This window comes from Thermosynechococcus sp., from assembly GCF_025999095.1.
GTDB lineage: Bacteria > Cyanobacteriota > Cyanobacteriia > Thermosynechococcales > Thermosynechococcaceae > Thermosynechococcus.
Genome location: NZ_AP024678.1, coordinates 1,014,712 through 1,039,756 on the forward strand (window position 1 = coordinate 1,014,712; position 25,045 = coordinate 1,039,756).

Sequence of the window (25,045 nt, forward strand, 5' to 3'; positions counted from 1 at the left end):
TTTGTCACACCAAAAGGCCTGAGCAATGGCTAAGGCGGGGATTCCCAAATAAATTGTAGGTGAATAGACCAAGGCTGGCGGGGGCGACTGCGGACCTGTATGGCCTGTAAAAACTCCCGTAGATAAAAGCGTTGCTCTGCGGCTGAGAGTTGGTACCAAAATTGAGGCTGACCCAGGGTAACCGCTAGTTGCAAGAGATTGCTAGGGGGCAGTTGTGCCTGCTGTGCCTCGATTCGTGCCCGCTCCCCGGCCAGTTTATAACGGCGCAGTTGAGCTGTTTCCGCATCTAAGAGACCTTGGCTTTCTAGTTCAGTGAGTTGTTGCAGTTGCTTGTCAATGACTTCGACTTCAATTGCGGCGGTGAGGGTTGACGACGGTAGGCAAAGTTGAGCGATCGCCGGCGGCAGACGTTCGGCAGTTTGAGCAATTACAGCGGCCAGGGCAGCGTTGTAGGGAATGCTGCGACACTTCGGCGCAAGCGGACAGTGGAGGGGACGCAAATAGGCATATTGACCGGGGTGGCGATAGGGCTGCACCTGAGTTCGGCCAAAGCGTTGCTGACATTCGCGGCAAATCACCAATCCTGCCAGAGGATGGGGAGCACTGGCACTGCGACGGGGTAGAGAGCGTTGGCGCCGCAACAGCCGATCCACCTGAGCCGCTTCATCGGGCGCAATCAGGGGGGTATGGGTCTGGGGAATCACGGTTTTTCCTTGGTAGTAAAGATGGCCGCGATAGACGGGGTGGGTCAGCCAGCGCCGACCTGTGGCTATGCTAATTCGCTTGTGGTGAGTGTGGGCAATAAAGCGCACCGCTGCACTGAGGGAGCCATAGAGGAGAAAATGCTCAACAAAATCCTTGACGACAACGGCTGCCGCTCGATCAATCACATAGTGCTCTTTGCCGCGGCGATAGCCATAGGGGGCACGACCCGGCGGAGGACGGTGCTTGAGACGATTACGAGCGTGGTTGTGGCAGAGGGTTTGCTGGTGGAGTTGCTGCTTAACCTGATCCCAGAGGGACAAGAGTTGATCGCCACTGGCGGGGCGATCGCTCACGTAGCCTTCAGCGAGGGCAATCACGGTAATCCCTGCTGTCTCCAGTTGCCGCAGGCGATCGCTCACTTCCATCACCGTTTGGCCAAGGGCACTTAATTGCTGCAAGAGCCAATACCCAGGCACTAGCCGCTGCAACCAGTACCGCAACTGCGGCCGGGCAGCCTCCACATCCAGTACCCAGTGGTCAATCTCCTGTCCCCACCCTTGGGGATTGGGTAGGGGCTGCCAGAGGGGGTCAATGTACTCGTAGGCAATAATGACCACAGGTTACATAGCCACGATATAGCCACCCTGATAATGACTAGGTCATTGCCGGTACCAGCGTTGGACTGGGATTGGGCATGGTCTCCGGGGGCAATCCATAAATGGAATTATAGAGAGCATTGTAGGCGAGTGCCGATTTTGTCCAGCTGAAGTCCTCGCCCATACCCCGCTGCTGGAGGGCGTGCCACGCCCCTTTGTAGCGATACCCTTCCCATGCCCGCACTAGACAGGTGTAAAAGTCAAGGGGTTCATAGCGGTCAAAGCAGTAGCCCGTTCCGGTTTGCTGCTCAGGGTTGTGATGGGAGACGGTATCCACAAGGCCACCGGTGCGGCGGACAATTGGCACACAGCCATAGCGCAGCGCAATCATCTGGGAAATACCGCAGGGTTCAAAGCGACTCGGCATAATGAAGGCATCGGCACCGCCATAGATGCGCCGCGACAGGACATCACTGTAGAGTAACTGCACACTACAGCGCCCCGGGAACCGTGAGGCAATTTGCCACATCTGGGTTTCGTAGTAGCGATCGCCCGTCCCTAAGAGCACAAACTGGCTATCGGTATAGGCAAGAAAGCGATCTAAAATTTGAATCAATAGATCCAGCCCCTTTTGCTCCACCAGCCGGCTAACCATCCCCACCAAGAAAGCACCGGAGTTCACCTCTAGTCCTAGTTCCTCCTGGAGGGCAATTTTGTTAGCCTTACGCCGCTCTAGGGTATCTGCGGTGTAGTTTTGGGCAAGGGCGCGATCGGTACTGGGATCAAAAAGCTCAGTATCAATACCATTGAGAATACCAGAGAGCTTGCCGCTAATAAACGATAGCAACCCCTCCAATTTTTCGCCATATTCGGGGGTTTTAATTTGCTCGGCGTAGGTGGGGGAAACGGTATTGACGCGATCGGCATACTGCAGTGCTGCTGCCATCGTGTTGTGCCCCTGCATGTACCACGGACACCACGTAATTTGCTCTAGCCGCCACCGCCAAGGTCCTTGATAGGCCAAGTTATGGATCGTAAACACCGTGGTAATGTCGGGATCCTGATGCATCCAGACGGGGATCATGCCCGTGTGCCAATCGTGGCAATGGATAATCTGGGGCTTCCAGTAGTTCCAAGCAAATTCTGCTGCCCCATTAGCAAAGAAGGTGAACCGCCAGTCCTCATCCTCACCGTAGTAGATGCGGCGCGGATTAAAGCAGGGATGGCCAAAAAGGTAAACGGGCACATCCGACCCCGGCAACACGGTTTCATAGACATGGAACGTCTGGAACATGGCATGGCCAATCCAGATGGGATCCTTGGGAATCTCCACCTTATCGGGCAAGAAGCCATAGTAGGGCATAAAAATGCGCACATCATGTCCCATGCGGCGTAACACCTTGGGCAGAGAGCCAACCACATCTCCCATGCCCCCCACTTTCGCCAGCGGTGCTGCCTCAGCAGCCACAAATAGAATTCGCATGATCCTCCTGAACCTGTTTTTTGGCCAATTCTCGGGCAACGCAATTGCCGTTAACCTACCACAAGTGCGGGACAATTTGGCGTACGATCGCCCTTATCTCTCTACCTAATGTGTCTTTGGAATTGACAACTCCTATGACTGATTCTCCCCTGGTGCAACGGGTCAAAGCAGTTCATGAGCAGGCGCGCCGGTTGGCCACGCTGGATGCCGCTGCCCGCAATGATGCCCTTGAACAGGTGGCCTGTGCCCTTGAGGCGGCGCGGGAGGAGATTCTGGCGGCCAATGCTGCCGATTGTGAGCAGGCCAAGGCCAATCAGCTCAATTCCTCTCTCTACGCTCGCTTGGAACTGAGTCCCAGTAAACTAGCGGCGGCGATCGCCGGCGTGCGTCAGGTCGCCGCCCTGGGCGATCCCCTGGGTCAGCGCCAACTCCATCGGGAATTGGATACTGGGCTAGTGCTGAGTCGCGTCACCTGCCCCATAGGGGTGTTGGGGGTGATTTTTGAGGCGCGTCCTGATGCAGTAGTGCAGATAGCTGCCTTGGCGATTAAATCGGGGAATGGTGCCATTCTCAAGGGCGGACAGGAGGCCAGTCGTTCTTGCCAAACGATTATGCAGGCTATTCATAGGGGGCTAGAGAAGTCGGCAGTGCCCGCGGGGGCGATCGCCCTTCTTACCCAGCGGTCAGAAATCAGCGAACTGCTGCAACTGGAGCAATGGGTTGATCTCATCATTCCGCGAGGTTCCAATGAATTTGTGCGCTATATCCAGAACAACACGCGCATTCCCGTGCTGGGTCACGCCGATGGTCTCTGTCACCTCTATGTGGATCGCGCAGCGGATCTTGAGAAGGCGATCGCCATTACCCTCGATGCTAAAACCCAGTATCCTGCTGCCTGTAACGCCATTGAGACGCTCCTTGTTCACTGCGATATTGCCGAGGCCTTTTTACCGCAAGTGGCTGCGGCCCTTGAGAAAGCAGGGGTAGAATTGCGGGGGGATGCGATCGCCTGCAACCTCGTGCCCATGACCCCTGCCACCGAAGCCGACTGGGCCACAGAATACTGCGATTTGATCCTCTCCATCAAAGTCGTGCCCGATCTCGATGCCGCCCTGGATCACATTGCCACCTACGGCTCAGGGCACACCGAAGCCATTGTGACTGAGGATGCTGCCACCGCCGCCCGTTTTCTCCAAGAAGTGGATGCTGCTGGTGTCTTTCACAATTGTTCCACCCGCTTTGCCGATGGCTTCCGCTACGGCTTTGGTGCCGAAGTCGGTATCAGTACCCACAAATTGCCGCCGCGAGGACCTGTGGGGCTAGAGGGATTAGTGACCTACAAATATCAACTAGTGGGGAATGGCCACATTGTGGCCACCTATAGCGGCGCCAATGCCAAGCCCTTTACCCATCGCGATTTGGACTCCTAACGAATTTAAGGCATTGTTAAGCCACAGACAAAGCCAATTTTTCTGTTTCAGAATAGAGGTATAGGGCAATAGTGATTTAACTACCGTGTAGATGACAACCTCTGCAAATGTTGTCTATCAAGTCACTGTTAGCTATGTATTGCCTACTTTACTGAGTGTCTGAGCAGTCTCTCTTTGTCAAGGGATGATTAGAACTTGGGAATGGCGTACCGTTAGGTAATTGACAGATTCACGATAGCAAAGGGAGCCAAAAAACCTCAAAACTTTAATGGCTCAAGCACTGCCGTTGCATCGCCAGAGGCACAGCAAACGGCAAAATCAATAAAACTTAATCTTTAGGAGCGTAACAATGACTCAATCTATTCCTAGACCAACCAGTGAAATAACAAATCGGGAAACAGCATTTGTTTTAGAACTGAATTCCTTGAGCTGCAAAGACCTGCCACTGGTGGGGGGCAAAAACTCTTCCTTGGGGGAAATGCTCCAACAACTCACCCCCAAGGGGATTAATGTCCCCGATGGTTTTGCCACAACCGCCTATGCCTATCGTTACTTTATTCAAGCAGGAAATCTTGAGACGCAACTGCGGCGGCTCCTCGAAGGTCTGGATGTCGAGGATGTCACAGAACTCCACCGCGTGGGTCAGGCGATCCGCGCGCTGATTTTGCATACCCCATTTCCCCCAGAATTGACGGATGCGATTGCTGCTGCCTACCAAAAAATGTGCGATCGCTATGGTCCCAACACGGACGTAGCGGTTCGCTCCAGTGCCACTGCTGAAGATTTGCCCGATGCCAGCTTTGCCGGCCAGCAGGAAACCTATCTCAACGTCCATGGTCTCAAGGGCGTGCTCGATGCTTGTCATCGCTGCTTTGCGTCACTCTTTACCGATCGGGCGATTTCCTACCGCCAGATCAAAGGCTTTGACCACTTCAATGTGGCCTTGTCGGTGGGAGTGCAAAAAATGGTGCGCTCCGATTTGGCCTGCTCTGGGGTAATGTTCTCCATTGATACGGAAACCGGCTTCAAGGACACAGCCCTAATCACGGCCGCCTATGGCCTGGGTGAAAATGTTGTTCAGGGGGCCGTCAACCCCGATGAATACCTTGTCTTTAAGCCAACGTTGAAGGCGGGCTATAAACCCATCTTGAAAAAAGCCCTCGGCAGCAAAGAAATCCGCATGGTCTATGACCTTGGGGGCACGAAGCTGACCCGCAATGAACCGGTGCCTGAGACATTGCGCAAACAATTTGCCCTAACCGATGAGGAAATCCTCACCCTAGGTCGCTGGGCCTGCCTCATTGAGGAGCACTACTCTGCCCTGCGGGGTACTTATACACCCATGGACATTGAGTGGGCAAAAGATGGCATTACGGGTGAACTCTTTATTGTCCAAGCCCGCCCCGAAACCGTCCAATCCCAAAAAGCCAGAAACATCCTGCGCACCTATCATCTCGAACAAAAAGGGACGCTCCTCGCCACAGGTCGGGCGATTGGTGAAATGATTGGCCAAGGTCGGGCCCGCGTCATTTTGAACGTCAGGAATATCGATCAGTTCCAGGCGGGGGAAGTGCTGGTGACCCACCGCACGGATCCTGACTGGGAGCCAATTATGAAAAAAGCCAGTGCCATTGTCACCGATCAGGGGGGACGCACTTGCCATGCGGCAATCATTGCCCGCGAGCTGGGGATTCCTGCCATTGTTGGTTGTGGTGATGCCACAGAAACAATCCCCAATGGTGCAGAAGTGACGGTCTCCTGTGCAGAAGGGGAAGAGGGGCATGTCTATCAGGGATTGCTGCCCTTCCACGTGCAGGAAGTGGCTCTCGAAAATCTGCCGCGTACCCGCACCCAAATCCTGATGAACGTGGGCAATCCTGAGGAGGCCTTTAGTTTGGCGGCGATTCCCAATGATGGCGTTGGCCTGGCACGCATGGAGTTTATTATTGCCAACCACATTCAGGCCCATCCTTTGGCGCTGCTGCACTACGATGAACTGCAGGATGAGGCAGTAAAGCGGCAAATTGCTGAGCTAACCCAAAACTACAGCGATAAGGCGGAATACTTCGTTGATAAGTTAGCCCAGGGCATTGGGGCGATTGCCGCCGCCTTTTACCCCAAGCCCGTCGTGGTGCGCATGTCCGACTTCAAGAGTAATGAGTATGCCAACCTCTTGGGGGGTCGCCAGTTTGAACCCCATGAAGAAAACCCAATGATTGGTTGGCGGGGGGCTTCCCGTTACTACGACCCCAACTATGCCGAAGGCTTTGCCCTGGAATGCCGCGCCATGAAGAAAGTCCGCGCTGAAATGGGTCTGACGAACGTCATCCTGATGATTCCCTTCTGTCGCACCCCAGATGAAGGGCGGCGGGTGCTGGCAGAGATGGCTAAGCATGGGCTGAAGCAGGGGGAAAATGGTCTGCAAGTCTATGTGATGTGTGAACTCCCCAGTAACGTGGTGTTGGCAGATGCCTTTGCTGAGGTCTTTGATGGCTTCTCCATTGGCTCAAATGACCTCACTCAACTCACCCTTGGCTTGGATCGCGATTCGGCCTTGGTGGCGCACTTGTTTGATGAACGCAATGAGGCGGTCAAACGCATGGTGGCGCAAGCCATTCAAACTGCGAAGGCCAAGGGACGCAAAATTGGCATCTGCGGTCAAGCCCCCAGTGACTATCCTGAGTTCGCCCGATTCTTGGTGGCGCAAGGGATTGACTCCATTAGCCTCAACCCTGACTCCGTCCTGAAGACCATGTTGCAAATTGCGGAGGCTGAAAAGGAAGCCTAGAACGCACAACCCAGTAGCAACTCCTTAGTTGAGGGCAGGGAATCGCAGCCGCGATCGCTCTGCCCTTTTCTGCGGGTAAGCGAGTAGGATAATAAGGAATTGGGTGGAGAATCTCGGCGTGGACACAGGGGCAATTCACGAACTCATTACCTCAGCGGATGTGGGCGATCGCCTGCGGGGCATCAATCAACTGCGCAGCCTTGATCCCCATGATGCCTTTAGGCTGATTCAACCCCTCAGCCAAGATGAAAATTCCCGTGTCCGTTATGCTGCGGTCAGTCAACTTGCCAGCCTCGGGCACGTCAACCTCAATCAAGCCCATGACCTGTTGCGCGATCGCCTGCTCCATGACAGCGAAACCGATGTCCGTGCTGCCGCCGCAGATGCCATGGCCGCCTTGCAAGTTCCCTTTGCCCTCGAAGATTTAGAAACGGCCTACCACAGTACCCAGGATTGGCTGTTGCAGTTTAGTATCATTGCTGCCTTGGGTGCCCTAGGGAACCCTGCCGCCGTTGGGCTGCTCACGGAAGCCCTCAATAATCCTCAAGAATTGGTGAAATTGGCAGCGATTGGTTCGTTGGGGGAACTCAGACAACCAGAAAGCATTGAGCACTTGCGGCCATTTGTGGCGTATCCCGACTGGCAGGTCCGCCATCGGCTGGCGATCGCCCTGGGCCAGATTGGCACTCTAGCGGCTCGCCCCCTTCTTGAACAACTGGCCACTGACTCTGCGGCAGCGGTTGCCGAGGCGGCGCGCACCAGTTTGGCTCAGTTAGCTCCTTAGCACCAATGGGTTATACGCTACCGGTTTTTGCGGCGGCGGCGGCTGTTGCTGCATTGCGTTGTCTGACGGAAGGCACCTGTCCTCAGGAAGTCACCCTTGCCCTGCTACGCCCTAATCGCTGTGAAACGCTACCCATTGCCCAAGGGGCACCCTTAGATAACCAGCAGGCCCTAGCAATAACCTACAGTCAACCCGCCGATGCCCTCGATCTCACGCGCCATACTCCCATCTGGGCTTGGGTGCGCTGGCAAGACCCTGCCACTTCTCCCAAAATTCAGATTGGGGGGGGCTTTGGGGTTGGGCGCGATCGCGCCACAGGCGAGGCAGCAATCTATCGTTATGCCCGTCTGTTGTTGACTACGAATTTGTTACTCTACTGTCCAAAAGAGCGGGCGATCGCTGTCACTATTATCCTACCCCAAGGACGGGACTTGGCAGAGCGCACCTCGAATGCTGCTTTTGGAATTGTTGAGGGCCTTTCCCTCCTAGGGACAACTGCCTTGGCGCAACCCCTCACCGCCCCGGAGCAACTGGAGCGCTATCGCGAGGACTTAGCCGAGAAAGCCGCTCAATCGTCCACCCTTGTTTTTTGCATTGGTGAGAATGGCCTGCAAGTGGCGCAACACCTCCAGATTCCCCCTTCCCTTTGCGTAAAAACTGCCAATTGGCTCGGTCCAATGCTGGTGGCAGCGGCGCAGCACGAGGTTCAACAGTTGCTGCTCTTGGGTTACCACGGCAAATTAATTAAACTGGCGGCGGGTATTTTCCATACCCACCATCACTTGGCGGACGCTCGCCAAGAAATTCTCACTGCTTTTTGTGCCCTTGCAGGCCTCGATCCCGAGATTCTGCATCAGGTGTGGCAAGCGCCAACGGTGGAGGCCGCCCTTAAATTTTTGGCCAGAACGTCTCCCCAAGTCTTGCCTGAGATTCTGAGCCACATTGCCCACCGCATTGATCAACGTGCCATTGCCTATATTCATGCCCATTGTGCCGCTCCCCTCGGACGGTCACTGCAAGTAGGCTGTGTCCTGTTTGGGCGCGATCGCCAGATTGTCGCCACCAGTGAGACAGGAAACATCATTTTGAGGGGAATCAGCATCTAGATAGAGCCAGTAGGTTCTTTAGATTAGAGGCAAAGGAGAATACTTTTCTATGCAATAGGATTGCCAATACCACCTCTTACATTAAGCAATATTAAGCAATAGGAAATTAGGTCTTAAACGAGGGGATTGGCTATCCTAAAGCTAAAGTCATCTCAGCAGGCGACCTTCATGGCTTGCCCACTCCTCCTCACAATTACAGAAAGCTCTAAGGAACTGCAACACTATCTACTGCCATTTTCTATTTAGGTCAATATATTTAGGTCAATGTATTGATGCGACGTGACCCTGTAGCATCGCCAAACTACTATTGTGCGCATCCTCCTTGTGAAAAGGGCTGTACAGCACAAAACCAATGTCCGACAGTAGCAACCCCTGCCGATGCTCTACTGGCTCCAGTAAGCACTTGTCTACACCCCGCCATCGCCACAAGTCCCCCATCACTTGCTAGCTGGACACCTATCGCCAAAAAGGACTCAAGCAGTGATTGGCACTCAAGACACCCCCTGGGACTGCATGAATCAGCCCTCCAGCCCCTTTGACAATACAGAAGCATTCCCTTGCAGAGCCTACCCCCCGTGAACAACTGCCGTCAGTGCCAACCCTGTGGTGGCCAGGTCACTCTTACTGCCTGTGATTCTATCTGCAGCGATCGCCCGTACTCAGTGCGGGCAACCTCTAGGGACTTGGGACTAACTGGGGATTCTCACGATTGAAATTCTTGGCTGCTGCCGCCAGCAAGCCATAAAACAGAGGATGGGGCGCATTGGGACGGGAGCGAAACTCAGGATGAAACTGCACTGCAATAAAGAAGGGGTGAGCTGAATACTCAATAATCTCTACTAAGCGGCCATCGGGAGAGGTACCCGTAACTTGATAGCCCGTTTCCAAAAAGAGGCTGCGATAGGCATTGTTAAACTCGTAGCGATGGCGGTGTCGCTCATAGATGACTGTTTCGCCGTAGAGTTCTGCCGCCAAGGAATTGGGGGCTAAGCGACAGGCATACAGCCCCAAGCGCATCGTTCCGCCCAAGTCCACAATGTCCTGCTGTTCTGGCAACAGGTGAATGACAGGATGGGGGGTATTGGGATCAAATTCGGCACTGTTGGCATTTTCTAAACCCGCAATATGGCGTGCCCACTCAATGACAGCACACTGCATTCCCAAGCACAGACCCAAAAAGGGGATTCCCTGCTCACGGGCATATTGAATGGCAGCAATTTTCCCCTCTACCCCCCGAATGCCAAAGCCCCCGGGCACTACGATGGCTGCAACGTTGCTGAGGGCATGTTCCACACCATTTTCAACGATTTCTTCGGAGTTGACCCAGCGGATGCGCAGTTCGTGGTCCAGGGCAATCGCTGAATGGCGCAGGGCTTCGACCACCGAAAGATAGGCATCACTCAGGCGCACGTATTTACCGACAATTGCCACTTCTAGCGGGCTACGGGAACGGTAAAGTCGCTCCACCAGTGCCTGCCATTGACTGAGATCTGGCTGCCGTTGTTCCAGGTTCAGGAGGTTGAGGACTTGGGTGGCCAGGCCTTCGCGCTCCAATAGCAGCGGCACTTCATAGATACTGTTGGCATCCGGGGAAGGAATCACACACTCCACCGGCACATCGCAAAACTGGGAGAGTTTTTCCTTGATGCCGGGGACAAGGGGGCGATCGCACCGGCAAATGAGAATATCCGGCTGAATACCAATGGAGCGCAACTCCTTCACCGAGTGCTGGGTGGGTTTTGTTTTCATTTCCCCTGCCGAGGGAATCCAAGGCACCAAAGTCACGTGCATAAACAGCACATGGTGCCGCCCCACCTCCGTGCGAAACTGACGAATCGCCTCCAGAAAGGGCAGCGACTCAATATCGCCAACGGTGCCGCCAATTTCAATAATCACCACGTCGGGGTTTTTGTCCTTGGCAACGCGCAAAATACGTTCTTTAATCTCATTCGTAATGTGGGGGATGACCTGCACTGTTCCGCCCCTATAGTCACCCCGTCGCTCTTTGTTAATAACTGCTTGGTAAATGGATCCCGTCGTGACGCTATTAAGGCGGGACATGGGCGTATCGGTAAAGCGCTCGTAGTGCCCCAAGTCCAAATCCGTTTCCGCCCCATCGTCGGTCACAAACACTTCCCCATGCTGGAAGGGACTCATCGTGCCCGGATCAACATTGATGTAGGGATCCAGCTTGAGAATAGACACAGAATACTGCCGCGATTTCAGCAACCGTCCTAGACTGGCGGCAACAATTCCTTTACCAATGCTGGAGACAACACCGCCGGTCACAAAAACATATTTGGTCATTGTTGAATGCTGATACTAAACCCCAGAGGGCATACTCATCAAAACCTACGCCCCTATTCTCGCATATTGCGGCTTAGGAGAAATTATTCACCAATTTCTTGACGACTTGGGATTGCTCCTCAATGCGCTGCCTCAGCCGCTGACAGACTAAATCACACAGCGGAAAAATTGTCGGGTCGGCAATTTCGTAATAGACGGTAACCCCTTGAGGCTGTCGGCGCACCAGACCAGCCTGGGCAAGGGTTTTCAAGTGCTTTGAGACATTGGCCTGCCCTAACCCCGTCTCTTGAATAATCTCCGAGACATTGCGCCGTCCTTGTTTTAGGGCACAGAGCACTTGCAGGCGGCTCGGTTCCGACAGCACTTTGAAATACTCGGCAACGTGGGTGAGCAACTCAGGGGAAGGGAGGTCAACCATCGGAGGTATCGCACATTAGGACCATAGATTAATATATTATTAATATAGTCTAGGTTAGCAATTCTTTCATATAGCTGCACAGTAAGTAAAGTACTTTACCCTAGAGAGGGGAAATCCCGCGAGAAGCCTTAACGCAGTTTTACTGGCAACTTGATGGCAGGTTTAGGCGAGTCAGATGTTGTCTTTTTTGGGCGTAGCCGTTGGGCATAGAAGGAGGCCGCTTCATCACCGCGGGCACATTCTTGGGCAAAGTGAATCAGATGATGCCCCACCACACCCACGTGGATCACTTGTTCAATCTGGCCTTTTTTTAGGGCAGGCCATGCCAGTTTCCAGAAGGTTTTGCGGTAGCTCCCCCAAAGTCCCACGTGCCAGAGGAGATTTTTCATAATCCGCAGTCCCCGCAGGATATTTTCACGGCTGAGGCGAGCTGGACTATTGGGCACTGCAATGCGGTTGGGATAGGTGTGTTCCATTTGATAGGCAAATCGCTCGTAGAGAAATTCCGGCTCATAGGCTGTTGTGATAGTGCGGCGCCACATTTCCACCACTTCTTCGTAGGGCATGAGGAACTCAACATTGGACTCGCGGCTTTCGTCGTGGTTGAGGCGGCCTTCCGCTTCCAAGCGACGCCAGAGGGGAGTATGAGGCAGGGCGTGCAGCAGGTTAATCGTCAGTGTGGGGATGTGGGAAGCGCGAATAAACTCAAGGATGCGATCGCCCGTTTCTGGCGTGTCCGTATCAAAGCCAATAATGATGCCGGAGACCACTTCCATGCCATAGCGATTTAAAGTTTGCACAGCCTCCAAAATTGGCATACTCAGGTTTTGATCCTTGTGGATAGCGTGGAGAGCTTCAGGTTCTGGGGTTTCAATGCCACAGAAAATCGTACAGAAATAGGCTTCCCGCATCATTTCTAGCAGTCTGGGGCTTTGAGCAATATTCAGTGTTGCTTCGCAGGCAAATTGCAGCGGGTAGCCATTGGCCTTTTGCCAGTCAATAAGATGGGGCAGCAGTTCCATGACAGCGCGGCGATTGCCAATGAAGTTATCATCCACAAAATAGACCGCCCCCGGATTCCCTGAGGCCAGCATGGTGTCCAATTCCTTGAGGATCTGCTGTGGCGTTTTCAAACGCGGATTGCGGCCATAGAGTTCAGGGATGTCGCAAAACTCACAGCGAAAGGGACAGCCACTGGAAAACTGAACACTGCCGAGAAAATAGTTTTCCATGCGCACATGCTGGTAGGCCGGCACAGGAAATTCACTGAGGGGCAAGCGAGCAGTGGTTTCAAAAATGAGTTGCTGGGGTGGACGCTGGCTACCGTATTCATCAAAGTAGGCAATCATCTTGTCGGTAGCATCCCCCAGTTCCCCTACATGGAGAATATCCACATCGGGATAGTATTCGGGACAACTGGAGACCGAGGGCCCGCCAAGGGCAGTGAGCTTACCATGACGATGGGCAATTTCGTTGATTTCTAAAATTTGTGGCCGCTGAATGTGCATGCCACTGGTAATGACAATATCAGCCCAAGCATAGTCAGCATCGGTTGCTGGGCGTACATTTTCATCAATCAGGCGCACCTCCCACGATTCTGGAAGATAGGCGGCCACTAGCAAAATCCCTTGGGGTGGCATAAAGGCGCGTACCGTACCCATGAGGGGGTAGGCGTGGTGAAACGTGCCAAAGGAGCGGCTGTAGCGGGGAAAAATGCAGAGGATGCGGCGATGGTTACGGGGGGTATAGGGGACTCGACCACTGGTCATCTCAGGAACCAGTTTTATCTCATCGGTGCTCCGACTGAGGTTCATCGCCCACCACTCCTACCTACACGCACTTTTCAACAGGTATAGCCTACAAATGCGGCTATCGCCTAGGTTTTAGTACCCTTTGGCACTAAAGTCCAGTGTGAGGGGAATCTCTACCCGCTCAATGTGGGTTTTAAATGTGCCATCGGGGTATAGCGATAGATGACGAAAACCGGGACCCACGGGTTCAAGGGAAAATTCAGGGGCGCGGGGCAAAAACTGGATACAGGTGGAGGGACAGCCGAGATACGTCACCCCTTGCCGCTCAGCTGCTAAATTCTTGATGGATGTGGCCGAAGAGGACGAGCTTCACCTGCCGATGGCGAATCTAATACGGCAAAAAGGTGCTCAGGGTTTTGTAGGCGGCTACTATCGAGCCAAGGGGTACCGGTCTCAAAGGGGGGATGGTGCAGGGCAATGAACGTGGGCCGATCGCCCGTGTGACTCAAGGTTGCATCTAGCCAACTGAGGGTCTCAGGACTCAATTCACCATGAACTTTGCCATCCGCTTGGGAACTGAGGAGCAGGCCTTGCCAAGTCCCAAGATTGACGTGGCGATCGCCCCGTAGCGGCGGACGCTCTAGCGCCGGCACCATTGCCCTTGGCTCATCATGGTTGCCGGGAATCCAGTATACGGGACAGGTAAAGTCCCCAAAGGCGGTGGCCAAACGCTCGTAGGTTGCAGGAACCGGTTCTTGGGCCAAGTCTCCCGTCAGCAGTAGGGCATTGGGACTGTGGCGGCGAACTGCCTCTAAAACAGCGGCCAGGGATTGAGCCGTAGGCAGGCCAAGGAGTCTGCCTTCATCGGTGGCAAATAAATGCAGATCGGATAACTGGATCAGGTAAAGGGGTTCATTCATAAGCTCGTTGAGGTCTGGGAACGCTGTAGCCCGAATGCTCAGGCTACTTCATCTGATCAACCACCTTAACGCTGACAGACGTTGCTGACTCCCGCAAGCGCGTGGATAAGGGGAGTTGTTGCCACCACTGCCCAAGCACTTGGCGCTGATTAATGAGGTAAATGCTAACGAGTGTCAGACCCACTCCTAGTAACTGAACCTGACTCAGGGTTTCCCCCAAGAACCAATGCCCAAAGGTGAGAGCAAATACTGGGGTGAGAAACGTCAGGGCACTGAGACTGGTGAGATTCCCCTTGGCAGCGAAATAGAAAAAGACACCGTAGGACAGCGCACTACCAAAGAGAGTCGCATAGCCAAGGTGGAGGAGATCCGACCCCTGGAGGGCTGCCCAAGGCGCTGGGGTATTTAAGCTCGGCCAGATCAACAGCGGCAACCCGCCCAAGACCATGTGCCAGCCGGTAGCGACCACGGGATCGGCATGGTTTGCCAAGGGGCGCATTAAAATGGTGCCCACTGCCATTGAAAGCGCCGCCAACAGCATCCACAGCTCACCGCGCTGCCACCACTGTCCCCAGGGCATTCCTTGCCATGCTGTGGGTTGCTGGAGCAGGGTTAACAGATCGTCCCCTAGACCAATGCTGCTAATGCCCACCAAGCCAAGGAATAGTCCCAGCCAGCCCCAACCGCCAACCCGCTCTCCATAGAGCCAGCGAGACAACAGTGCCACCGCTAGGGGTTGGGAGTCAATCATCACAGAGCCAAGACCGGCGCCCGTTTTGGAGAGGCCAGTGGCCAGAAGCCCTTGAAATAAAAAGCCATCCACAAGGGCAAAAAGCGCAATCCATCCCCAGGCGCGCAGGCCAGTGGGCTGGGGCTTACCGCGGGCGATCGCCACCACTAAAACTAGCAGACCTGCCGGCACAAGGCGCACACCAGCAACCCACAGCGGCGAGGTATGGGGCATGACCTCCTTCATGGCCACCATGGCCGTTCCCCAAAAGAAAAAGGGGGAGATTAAAATTAAGCGTTGCCAGAGTGCGGTCACGGGCGTTGCCAAGCCAGGAGAATGTTAAGGATTATTGCAATTCGTATCCTTAAATTATAATCCTGCCGTGGGCAACGGCAACTTCAGGAGGGAATTGTCAACTTGATTTGCTATAACGAGTTCTAATGACCTCCCTGGCATCCTAGGGAAATTTCAGGCAGTGGGTGAGGAGCCGCAGCAGGAGATGAAAGCACTAGAGGTTTGGCAACGGTGGTTCCGGCGGGTTCCTAAGTCAGCGGCGCTAGCGATCGCCCCCGTGGAGACAACAGTCACTGAATCGATGCCCTCCCGCTGGCAAGTCTATCGTCAACGACTCATGGCCTATGAGGGGTGGCCTTGGCTTATCCCCTTTTTTATCTCCGGGGCAACGCTCATGGCGGCCAGTGCTTGGCTATTGCTGTTACCCCCCTTGCCCGATTGCCGTCAGCCCGTCTTGATCATGAGCGATGGCGATCGCCTCTACTGCGCCGATCAAGCAGCCCGCCACGGCAACCTAGCTTCCCTGGCTCAGGCACTGCAAACGGTCAGTGGTTGGTCCCAAAATCACCCCCTCTTTCCCCAGGCCCAGCGGCGGGTTGATGAATGGTCGGCTGCCCTCTTGGTCGTCGCCCGCCAACAGTTGAGCCAAGGCAATATCAAACTGGCAAGGCTGCTCCTGAAAAAAATCCCCACCACCGCAGCGAGCTACTCCCAAGCCCAAGAGCTACTAACCGCAACGCATGGGGGAGAAGGTGGAACCTTATTGGCGACAGCTGAGGCGGCCCTGCGCCAGCAGGATTGGGGATTGGCTTTGCTGCAAGTGAAACTCATGAACCAGCTGGGTACTGACTACTGGCGCGAACAGGCACAAAAGCTCTCGGTGCGCATCTCCCAAGAACAGGATGCGTGGGTACAACTGGTGCAGGCTCGGGATTTGGCGGCTTGGTTGACGGCCAATGAACTGGCGGAGGCAGTTATGCTGGCTCTGAAAATTTCCCCAGAGGCGGTTGTCTATCCCCAGGCCCAGGCGGATATTCGCCGTTGGCTTCCTGAAGTGTTTGCGTATGCTGAGGAACGCTTAGCGGCCGGCGATCGCGAGGGGGCCTTAGCCCTTGTTGAAAAAATTGCCCCGGCTCTCGATGTTTCCTACCACGATCGCCCAATCGTCATCCTCGGTCAGGCCAAAGCCCTTGCGGCGAAGGGAACGGTTCTCGGTTACTGGGAGGCGATCGCCCGCGTGCAGCAGATTCCTACTACTGACCCCTTCTATGAATTGGCCCAAGCCTACCTCAAAACCTGGCAGCAACAGTTGCGCAACCAGCAGCAGCTGCAGTGGGCGACGTGGCTTGCCAATACCCGTTTGCGCTGGGGCTATGCGTTGGCCATTGCCCAGGCGCAGCAAGTCCCCCTTGGTCAGTCGCAGCGGGATCAAGCGCAGGCCTTAATTGCTCTTTGGCAGCGGGATCTGGCCACAATTGACGAACGGCCCTTGCTCAATGCCGCGATTGCCTTTGCAGAGCAGCAGCAGTATCGAACTGCCCTTGAAGTTCTCAAACACTTCCCCAACAAGGCAGTCCTTGCCCCCCTAGTGGCCAAGTACCACGATCAGTGGCAGGAAACACTGGAGGCGATCGAGGATCGGCCAATTCTGGATCGGGCGATGCGCTTAGCACAGGCGGGGAAGTTGGAAGAGGCCATCGGCACTGCAGAGCGAATCGCACCGGGTCGTGCCCTTTACCGTGAAGCTCTCAACAGAATTTGGCAGTGGGATTATGAACTGGCGCAGCGCCAGCGCCCACCAGCAGTTTCCACAACCCCCTGGTGGGAAAGCCCAAGCCCCACTGAGCCTACCCCCTCGCCAGAGCCCCCTGCCCCAGCCGCCCCCCCAGCGGCGGCAGTCACACCCTCGCCACCGCCTGAGGTTGCTCCTACCCCTACCCCCGAAGCCACGGCTGCCCCTGATCCTGCCAGGGCGACCCCTACCCCAGAGGCCACTCCTGAGCCAGCGCCTGCGCCGCCCCCGGCGGACCAACCTGAGCCATCCCCCACCCCCTAGGGATACGAGTCGTCGTAAAATAAAAGCTTTGTGCAGTATCAGTTGCCCAGTCATGCGCCTATCGCAAATGCTCTTTGTGACGCTTCGCGATGATCCCGCAGAAGCGGAAATTCCCAGCCACAAATTACTCCTGCGGGCGGGATATATTCGACGGATCGCCAGTGGCATCTATAGCTATCTGCCTTTGATGTGGCGAGTGTTGCAAAAAGTGAGTGCAATTGTTCGCGAGGAAATGAACCGCAGTGGCGCCTTGGAATGTTTACTGCCGCAACTGCAGCCCGCTGAGCTGTGGCAAGAATCGGGACGCTGGGATACCTACACTAAAGCCGAAGGAATCATGTTTTCCCTGACGGATCGCAGCGATCGCCAGCTGGGACTGGGGCCCACCCATGAGGAGGTGATCACTGCCCTGGCCAAGGACTTGATTCGCTCCTATCGGCAGTTACCGGTGCACCTCTACCAAATTCAAACGAAATTCCGCGACGAGATTCGCCCCCGCTTTGGCCTAATGCGGGGACGGGAATTCATCATGAAGGACGGCTATTCCTTCCACGCCGATATGGCCAGTCTCAAGGAAACCTATCAGCAGATGTATGACACCTACAGCCGGATTCTCCGGCGCTGTGGCCTGACGTTTCGAGCCGTGGAGGCCGATTCGGGTGCGATCGGCGGATCGGGTTCCCATGAGTTTATGGTGTTGGCTGCCGCCGGTGAAGATGAGGTGCTCTATACTCCTGATGGCCGATACGCTGCCAATGGGGAAAAGGCCGTTTCGCTCCCCCCTGACGCGGTGCCGACAACCTACAAAAAGGTGGCGACGCTGGATACCCCCAATGCAGCGACGATTGATGCCCTGGTTGAGCAGTTGCAGTGCCATCCTACGCAAATTGTGAAAAATGTGCTCTATCGAGCAGTCTTCGATAATGGGCGAGTGGGTCTTGTGCTGGTGAGTATTCGCGGCGATCAAGAGGTGAACAGCGTCAAGCTGCACAACACCCTCACTTCCCTTGCGCCCAATTACGGGGCAACAAAACTGCTGGATCTGCGGCTGGCAGATGCCAATACAGCCCAAGAGTGGGCAGCCACCCCCATTCCCTTTGGTTACATTGGCCCTGATTTAGAAGATGCTGTTATTAAAGCCGATTCCCAAATTATTCCCCAGTGGATTCGCATTGCCGATCCCACTGTCACTGAGTTGAAGCGATTTATTACGGGGGCAAATCGGGATCAACAGCATCGTGTCGGGGTCAATTGGGGGAAATCCTGTCCCTTGCCGGCCATTGTGGCGGATGTGCGCAAAGCCCAGGCGGGCGATCGCGCCTGTCACGATCCAACCCAGCACCTAGAAACCGCCCGTGGCATTGAGATTGGCCATATCTTCCAGTTGGGAACCAAGTACTCTGAGGCAATGAAGGCCACCTACACCAATGAACAGGGGGAAGAGGTGCCCTTGGTCATGGGCTGCTATGGCATTGGTGTTTCTCGCTTGGCTCAGGCCGCAGTAGAACAGCACCACGATCACAACGGCATTATTTGGCCGCTGGCGATCGCCCCCTATCAAGTGATTATTGTGGTGCCCAACATTGAGGACCAACAGCAAAGGCAGACGGCCACTGATCTTTACGAGCAGCTTCAGGCGGCAGGGATTGAGGTGCTCCTCGACGATCGCGATGAGCGGGCAGGGGTGAAATTCAAAGATGCGGATTTGATTGGCATTCCCTATCGGCTAGTGACGGGACGCGCGATCGCCCATGGGGAAGTGGAACTGGTGATTCGGGCCACCGGTGCCAAGTCCAGCCTCCCGCTAGCCGAAGTTGTGGGTTATCTTCAAAGGGAAATTGCTCAGCAGCTCAGCACATGATTCTCACCCCCCAACAGCGCACAAAACTAGATAGCCGTAGGGATGATCTCTTTTACGCGACAGCGCGCTTTGTCACCCATGTGGACGGGTTCTTTTTGGCTCGCCTCACGGAGCTCTATCGCCAATACTTGCGGCCACAGATGCGAGTCTTAGACCTAATGAGTAGTTGGGTGTCGCACTTACCGCCAGAGCTGTCCTTTCAAGAAGTGGTGGGGCACGGGATGAACGCCACGGAGCTAGCCCGCAACCCCCGGCTGGATCGTTATTTTGTTCAGAATCTCAATAAAGAGTTGGCCTTGCCCCTAGAGGATGCCAGTTTTGATGCCGTGTTGATGGCGGTGTCGGTGCAGTACCTCCAATATCCTGAGGCAACTTTTACGGAAATTGCCCGCATCCTTAAGCCCCAGGGGGTAGTTATTGTCAGCTTCTCAAATCGCATGTTTTTTGAAAAAGCGATTCAGGCGTGGCGTGAGGGTAGCGAGGGCGATCGCCTGCAGTTGGTGCAAACCTATATCAACAGCATTCCTTCCCTCAAGGTGATCGAAACGCATCTGCCTCGCCCTTGGTCTTGGTTGGGACTTACCGATCCCTTCTATGCAGTTGTTGGTCAAAAACAGGCGGCCTAATGGTTCAAGGGGGAGTCTATGAGCAGTTTCGTGGTGCCCTCCTTGGACTCCTCTGGGGGATCGCTAAAGAGCATGGTAATCTAGCGCAGACACTGCCCCACCAATGGTTAACTCGCAACCAAGGGGAGTGGCTAGTTCAGCTGCCACAGTTGTTGGCATCATGGGATCAACCTTTGGTTCCAGTCCCCGAAGGGCTGCAGGAGATTCAAGCCCTGCTCCATGAGTACCTAGAAGCAGCTTGGGCGCCTGAGCCTTTGCCTGTCCCCCCCGAGAGAGGGGACATGCTCCGCTATGCCTTGGCGATCGCCCCTTGGGACTTAGAACTGGCCCATCAAATTGTCAGCAAACACCAACCCAGTGCCGCTTTGCGCTTAAGCTGTCTTTTTGGTGCCTATTGGGGGGCATTGGCCCTACCCCTAGGTGCTTGGGAGTATTGGACGCCCACCGTGGCTGAAGTGCTCAGGAAGGTGATGGCGCAATGGACAGGGGGGATGGGAAACGAGATTGGGATTGCCCCCCAGGCCAGACTACAAAACTGGCGAAGAAACTGGACTGGGAACATAGCGCTCTAGCTGTGCGCCCAAACCCCGCAATTTGGCTTCGATTTGCCAGTAGCCCCGATCTAAGTGCTGCAAACCATAGACGTGGGTTTCCCCGCGGGCAGCGAGTCCAGCAACGACTAAAGCCGCTGTGGCGCGCAAATCTGTACCTGTTACCGGTGCACCGGAAAGATAGCGCACCCCGCGAATGGCAGCGTGATTCCCCTTGACGCGAATATCGGCACCCATGCGATTCAGTTCAGGCACATGGCCAAAGCGATTTTCAAACACGGTTTCACTGACTAAACTATTCCCCTCACTAATGGCCAGCAACGTCATCATCAGCGCCTGCATATCCGTGGGAAAGCCGGGGTAGGGGAGCGTTTCAATGTCGGTGGCACGATAGCGCTGGGCAGGGGTGAAGCAGACGCGGGTGGGATCGGGAAATTCGATCTTCGCTCCCATCTCTTCGAGCTTGGCAACCACAGGCGTCAGGTGACTGGGAATCACAGGCGCAAGAGTAATTGCCGAGCGGGTGACAGCAGCGGCCAAGAGAAATGTACCCGCTTCGATGCGATCGGGGATGATTTCGTATTCAGTGCCGTGGAGGCGATCCACCCCAACAATCGTGATCGAATTGGTGCCGGCGCCATAGATTTTGGCTCCCATCGTGATACAGAAGTTGGCCAAATCCACCACTTCGGGTTCTTGGGCAGCATTTTCAATCGTGGTTTCCCCCTCGGCAAGGGTGGCAGCCATCATTAATGTTTCGGTGGCACCGACGCTGGGATAGTCCAAGTAAATCCGCGTTCCTTTAAGTTTGGTCGCACTGGCGGTGACAACACCGTGATCAATGGTGACTTCGGCACCCATGGCTTGCAGACCACGCACATGCAGTTCCACCGGACGGGCGCCAATGGCGCACCCCCCCGGCAAGGGGACGCGGGCAACACCCAACCGTGCCACCAAAGGGCCAATGACAAAAAAACTTGCCCGCAGTTGGCTAACGAGGGTATAGGGGGGATCGTTGGTATTTAATGCTGTGGCATCAATGGCGATCACCTCACTCCCAAGGCGTTGTACCTTGACCCCCAAGGCCTGTAAAATTTTTCCCAGGCGGCGAATATCTGCTAGATCAGGCACGGCACGGAGAATCGTTGTATCCGCTGCGAGGAGTGCCCCCGCCATCAAGACCAATGCTGAATTCTTGGCTCCGCTAATCCTCACCTCACCCGATAACCGATAGCCCCCCTGAATCTTGAGGTGTGCCTGCTCTGTGGTCAGCGGCGTTGTGGTCGAGGCTAGCATATTTCACTCTCACAGCCAAAAGAATTCCAAGCGATTATATCCTATCAGTGCGGATTTTATGCAAAGATCAACAGAAAAAAGACGGTTGTTGTGCAAGTAATTTAATCCTTTGATGGAACCTCAAAATCTCAGCGATTTCCTGCGGCAAGAGCTAGCTAAACAGGGTCAAGCGCCCCGCAAGCGGAGTCGCCACCAGCCCACTAAGGCAGAACTAGAGCAAGAACTGGCCACCCTCAAAGCAGCCTTAGCAGCCGTAGAAGCTGAGAAAACCGCTCAGAGCGCCCAGATAGAGCAACTGCAACAGGAATTACAAAGGTGGCGCGATCGCGCCCAAGCCCTAGAAACAGACCTTCAGGAACTGCAAACCCGTCATCAAGCGCTAGAAGCCGAATTTGAAGAGGCCAAGGCAGTCATTCGCCAACTCACTGTCCCGCAGCCTTACCGTTTCGAGGATGTGGGATTTAAGCCCCTCGTCAATGAAATTCCTACCCCTAATCCCAACACCTCTCCCCTTGGGGATGCGGAAATGGGGTGGTTTGACTAGGGATCGTCCGAGCCCTTCGGAGACTCTTTGAGAAGATTAAAAAAATGTAAAGGCAGATAAATCAATTATTAAAATTCCCGCAGCGGTAATCTAATGTACATTTCACAAATCTGTATTAGCCTTAAGTTATTGCCGATTCCTGCAGAGCCACAGTTTTCATGAATAATCCCGCCACACCTAACGGTTACCCTGTTAATTCAGTCTCCCACACCAACCCTGCTGCCAACGACGAACACTGCGATTTGTATATCGAGAGCGATCGCACAGGGATGACAGTGCAAACCCTGAAGCGCGCCTTTGTTGATAATCTCCACTACATCCAGGGCAAGGATGCCATGTTTGCCACACCCTACGACTACTTCATGGCCCTGGCCTACACGGTGCGCGATCGCCTGCTGCATCGGCGGATTAAAACCGCCCAAACCTATTTTGAGCAGGATGCCAAGGTGGTCTATTACCTGTCGGCAGAGTTTCTCATTGGTCGCTTGCTCCTGAACAACCTAATTAACGTCGGCCTCTACGAGCAAACCAAACAGGCCATGGCCGATTTTGGCCTTGACCTGAATGAACTGATGGAGCGTGAACCGGAACCGGGGCTAGGCAATGGCGGTTTAGGACGCTTGGCGGCTTGTTTCCTCGACTCTCTCGCGACCCTTGAAATTCCCGCTGTTGGCTACGGCATTCGCTACGAGTTTGGCATTTTTGAGCAAATTATCACCAATGGCTGGCAGCACGAAGTCCCCGACAACTGGTTGCGCTTTGGCAACCCCTGGGAGATTGCCCGTCCTGATTATAACGTTGAAGTTAAGTTTGGCGGTTATACCGAAGCCTACACCGATGCCCAAGGGCACTACCGCGTCCGTTGGCTCCCCAGCACTACCGTTTTTGGCACGCCCTACGACACGCCCATTCCCGGCTATGGCAAAAATACGGTGAACACGCTCCGTCTGTGGAGTGCCCGTGCAGCCCAAGACTTCAACCTTCAGGTGTTTAACGCGGGGGACTACACCCAAGCAGTCTCTGAAAAAACCTTTAGTGAGAACATCTCGAAGGTCCTCTACCCCAACGACAACACCCCCCAGGGGAAAGAATTGCGGCTGCGGCAACAGTATTTCTTTGTCTCCTGTTCATTGCAAGACATTATCCGCCTCTACTTGCGTCGGCACACCAGCTTTGATGCCTTCCCCGACAAGGTGGCCATTCAGCTCAACGATACCCACCCCGCTATTGCTGTGGCTGAACTGATGCGATTGCTGGTGGATGAGTACCAACTGACGTGGGAAAAAGCGTGGGACATCACCCAGCGCACTTTTGCCTATACCAACCACACGCTGCTGGCGGAAGCCCTTGAACGCTGGTCGGTGGATCTCTTTGGTCAACTGCTACCACGCCACTTGGAAATCATTTACGAGATTAACTATCGTTTTCTGAATGAAGTTCGCCTCCGCTACCCTGGCAATACCGCGCGGTTGGCACGGATGTCCCTGATTGAGGAAGGTTATCCCAAGCAGGTGCGCATGGCGCATCTGGCCTGTGTTGGCAGTCATACGGTCAATGGCGTGGCAGAACTGCACACAGAGCTGATCAAACAGGAGCTGATGCGGGACTTCTATGAGATGTACCCAAACAAGTTCCAGAACAAAACCAATGGCATTACTCCCCGCCGTTGGCTCCTGATGAGTAATCCCCGCTTGGCCAGTCTGATTACCGAAACGCTGCAGAGCGATCGCTGGATTACCCACCTTGAGGACCTGCGCGGCCTAGAACCCTACGCGAGTGATCCCGCTTTTCAGGCGAAGTGGCAACAAATCAAACAAGCCAACAAAGAGCGCTTAGCGGAGTACATCTGGCGCAACAACCAAATCGAGGTGGATCCCTACTCCCTCTTTGACATTCAAATTAAGCGCATCCACGAGTACAAACGTCAACATTTGGCTGTCCTCCACATCATTACGCTCTACGAGCAGATCAAAGCCAACCCGCACATTGACATTCAACCGCGCACATTTATTTTTGGCGGCAAGGCAGCTCCCGGCTACTTTATGGCCAAGATGATCATCAAGCTGATCAATTCGGTGGCCGATATGGTCAACCACGACAGCGATGTGAATGGTCGCCTCAAAGTGGTGTTCCTCAGCAACTACTCTGTCTCCCTTGGGGAAATGGTTTATCCTGCCGCAGATCTGTCGGAGCAGATTTCTACCGCCGGCAAGGAGGCCTCTGGCACTGGGAATATGAAGTTTGCCCTCAACGGAGCGCTGACCATTGGCACGCTAGATGGCGCAAATGTGGAAATCCGCCAAGAAGTGGGGGCAGAGAACTTCTTCCTCTTTGGTTTGACAGCTCAAGAGGTGATAAGCCTAAAAGCAGAGGGCTACAATCCCCGCGAGTACTACAACAGCAACCCAATGCTCAAGAAAGTGATTGATAGCCTCATTTCCAATTACTTTAATCCCCGCGAACCAGGGCTGTTTGAGCCTATTGTCAGTTCCCTGCTCAATGAGGATCCATATATGCTCTTGGCGGACTACCAATCCTACGTGGACTGTCAACAACGAGCAGCTCAGGCCTTTCGCGACAAAACCCACTGGACACAGATGTCTATTCTCAATGTGGCGCGCATGGGCAAATTCTCCAGCGATCGCACGATTGCCGAGTACTGCAAGGACATCTGGCGCGTTGAACCTGTTCCTGTTTCCTTGGACACGTGTCGGCCTGCTTTTCGCCCTAGCCGCATCAGTTAGGTCAGTGGTCTTTAGGTGACTGCCGCTTTTGCTCTACACTAGGGCAAGTCTCAAG

General features: G+C 54.5%; 19 protein-coding genes. 10 read left to right on the forward strand and 9 right to left on the reverse strand.

What is annotated here, in order from left to right; translation table 11 throughout:
- Positions 1-29 precede the first annotated feature (29 nt).
- Both Q0W94_RS04970 and glgA read right to left on the reverse strand, forming a co-directional pair.
- Positions 30-1,322 (reverse strand): recombinase family protein, encoded by a 1,293-nt coding sequence (locus tag Q0W94_RS04970; protein ID WP_297761919.1) that lies wholly within the window; start codon positions 1,320-1,322, stop codon positions 30-32.
- A 37-nt stretch (positions 1,323-1,359) separates the two neighbouring features.
- Complete coding sequence (gene glgA, locus Q0W94_RS04975; RefSeq protein ID WP_297761920.1) at positions 1,360-2,784, reverse strand: glycogen synthase GlgA; 1,425 nt, start codon at positions 2,782-2,784, stop codon at positions 1,360-1,362.
- A 134-nt stretch (positions 2,785-2,918) separates the two neighbouring features.
- Between glgA and Q0W94_RS04980 the strand changes: the two genes are divergently transcribed.
- From Q0W94_RS04980 to cbiD, 4 genes are all read left to right on the forward strand, one after another.
- Positions 2,919-4,214, forward strand: a complete 1,296-nt coding sequence (locus Q0W94_RS04980; protein WP_297761922.1) for a glutamate-5-semialdehyde dehydrogenase — start codon at positions 2,919-2,921, stop codon at positions 4,212-4,214.
- 349 nt (positions 4,215-4,563) lie between these two features.
- A complete protein-coding gene (gene ppsA, locus Q0W94_RS04985) occupies positions 4,564-7,002 on the forward strand; it encodes a phosphoenolpyruvate synthase (protein WP_297761924.1) in 2,439 nt (812 codons plus the stop codon).
- Positions 7,003-7,105: 103 nt separating this feature from the next.
- Positions 7,106-7,786, forward strand: a complete 681-nt coding sequence (locus tag Q0W94_RS04990; protein ID WP_297761926.1) for a HEAT repeat domain-containing protein — start codon at positions 7,106-7,108, stop codon at positions 7,784-7,786.
- Between the two features lie 5 nt (positions 7,787-7,791).
- Positions 7,792-8,892: a cobalt-precorrin-5B (C(1))-methyltransferase CbiD gene (cbiD, locus tag Q0W94_RS04995; protein ID WP_297761928.1), complete on the forward strand. Its 1,101-nt coding sequence runs from the start codon at positions 7,792-7,794 to the stop codon at positions 8,890-8,892.
- Positions 8,893-9,567: 675 nt separating this feature from the next.
- Here cbiD and Q0W94_RS05000 read toward each other — a convergent pair.
- The 6 genes from Q0W94_RS05000 to Q0W94_RS05025 form a co-directional block, all read right to left on the reverse strand.
- The gene (locus Q0W94_RS05000) at positions 9,568-11,199 is read right to left on the reverse strand and encodes a CTP synthase (RefSeq protein WP_297761929.1); all 1,632 of its coding nucleotides are present in this window, start codon (positions 11,197-11,199) and stop codon (positions 9,568-9,570) included.
- A gap of 73 nt (positions 11,200-11,272) precedes the next feature.
- Positions 11,273-11,617, reverse strand: coding sequence for a helix-turn-helix transcriptional regulator (locus Q0W94_RS05005; protein ID WP_297761930.1), 345 nt, complete (start codon positions 11,615-11,617; stop codon positions 11,273-11,275).
- Between the two features lie 128 nt (positions 11,618-11,745).
- Positions 11,746-13,431 (reverse strand): B12-binding domain-containing radical SAM protein, encoded by a 1,686-nt coding sequence (locus Q0W94_RS05010; protein WP_297761931.1) that lies wholly within the window; start codon positions 13,429-13,431, stop codon positions 11,746-11,748.
- Between the two features lie 69 nt (positions 13,432-13,500).
- On the reverse strand, positions 13,501-13,683 hold the full coding sequence (locus Q0W94_RS05015; RefSeq protein ID WP_297761932.1) for a hypothetical protein: 183 nt from the start codon (positions 13,681-13,683) through the stop codon (positions 13,501-13,503).
- Positions 13,684-13,700: 17 nt separating this feature from the next.
- The gene (locus Q0W94_RS05020) at positions 13,701-14,288 is read right to left on the reverse strand and encodes a metallophosphoesterase (RefSeq protein ID WP_297761933.1); all 588 of its coding nucleotides are present in this window, start codon (positions 14,286-14,288) and stop codon (positions 13,701-13,703) included.
- Between the two features lie 43 nt (positions 14,289-14,331).
- Complete coding sequence (locus tag Q0W94_RS05025; protein WP_399372389.1) at positions 14,332-15,273, reverse strand: DMT family transporter; 942 nt, start codon at positions 15,271-15,273, stop codon at positions 14,332-14,334.
- Positions 15,274-15,517: 244 nt separating this feature from the next.
- Here Q0W94_RS05025 and Q0W94_RS05030 point away from each other — a divergent pair, with 244 nt between their 5' ends.
- From Q0W94_RS05030 to Q0W94_RS05045, 4 genes are read left to right on the forward strand one after another with little or no spacing between them, the layout of a single operon-like run.
- Positions 15,518-17,368 (forward strand): hypothetical protein, encoded by a 1,851-nt coding sequence (locus tag Q0W94_RS05030; protein WP_297761936.1) that lies wholly within the window; start codon positions 15,518-15,520, stop codon positions 17,366-17,368.
- 52 nt (positions 17,369-17,420) lie between these two features.
- Positions 17,421-19,229: a proline--tRNA ligase gene (locus Q0W94_RS05035; protein ID WP_297762361.1), complete on the forward strand. Its 1,809-nt coding sequence runs from the start codon at positions 17,421-17,423 to the stop codon at positions 19,227-19,229.
- Complete coding sequence (locus Q0W94_RS05040; RefSeq protein ID WP_297761938.1) at positions 19,226-19,855, forward strand: class I SAM-dependent methyltransferase; 630 nt, start codon at positions 19,226-19,228, stop codon at positions 19,853-19,855. The genes Q0W94_RS05035 and Q0W94_RS05040 overlap by 4 nt, the downstream gene beginning before the upstream one ends.
- Complete coding sequence (locus tag Q0W94_RS05045) at positions 19,855-20,427, forward strand: hypothetical protein (RefSeq protein WP_297761940.1); 573 nt, start codon at positions 19,855-19,857, stop codon at positions 20,425-20,427. The genes Q0W94_RS05040 and Q0W94_RS05045 overlap by 1 nt, the downstream gene beginning before the upstream one ends.
- Here Q0W94_RS05045 and murA read toward each other — a convergent pair.
- Positions 20,383-21,702 (reverse strand): UDP-N-acetylglucosamine 1-carboxyvinyltransferase, encoded by a 1,320-nt coding sequence (gene murA / locus Q0W94_RS05050; protein WP_297761942.1) that lies wholly within the window; start codon positions 21,700-21,702, stop codon positions 20,383-20,385. The two genes, Q0W94_RS05045 and murA, sit on opposite strands and share 45 nt — an antisense overlap.
- A gap of 112 nt (positions 21,703-21,814) precedes the next feature.
- Between murA and Q0W94_RS05055 the strand changes: the two genes are divergently transcribed.
- Positions 21,815-22,246 (forward strand): hypothetical protein, encoded by a 432-nt coding sequence (locus tag Q0W94_RS05055; RefSeq protein WP_297761944.1) that lies wholly within the window; start codon positions 21,815-21,817, stop codon positions 22,244-22,246.
- 158 nt (positions 22,247-22,404) lie between these two features.
- Positions 22,405-24,990, forward strand: coding sequence for a glycogen/starch/alpha-glucan phosphorylase (locus Q0W94_RS05060; RefSeq protein WP_297761946.1), 2,586 nt, complete (start codon positions 22,405-22,407; stop codon positions 24,988-24,990).
- Positions 24,991-25,045 lie beyond the last annotated feature (55 nt).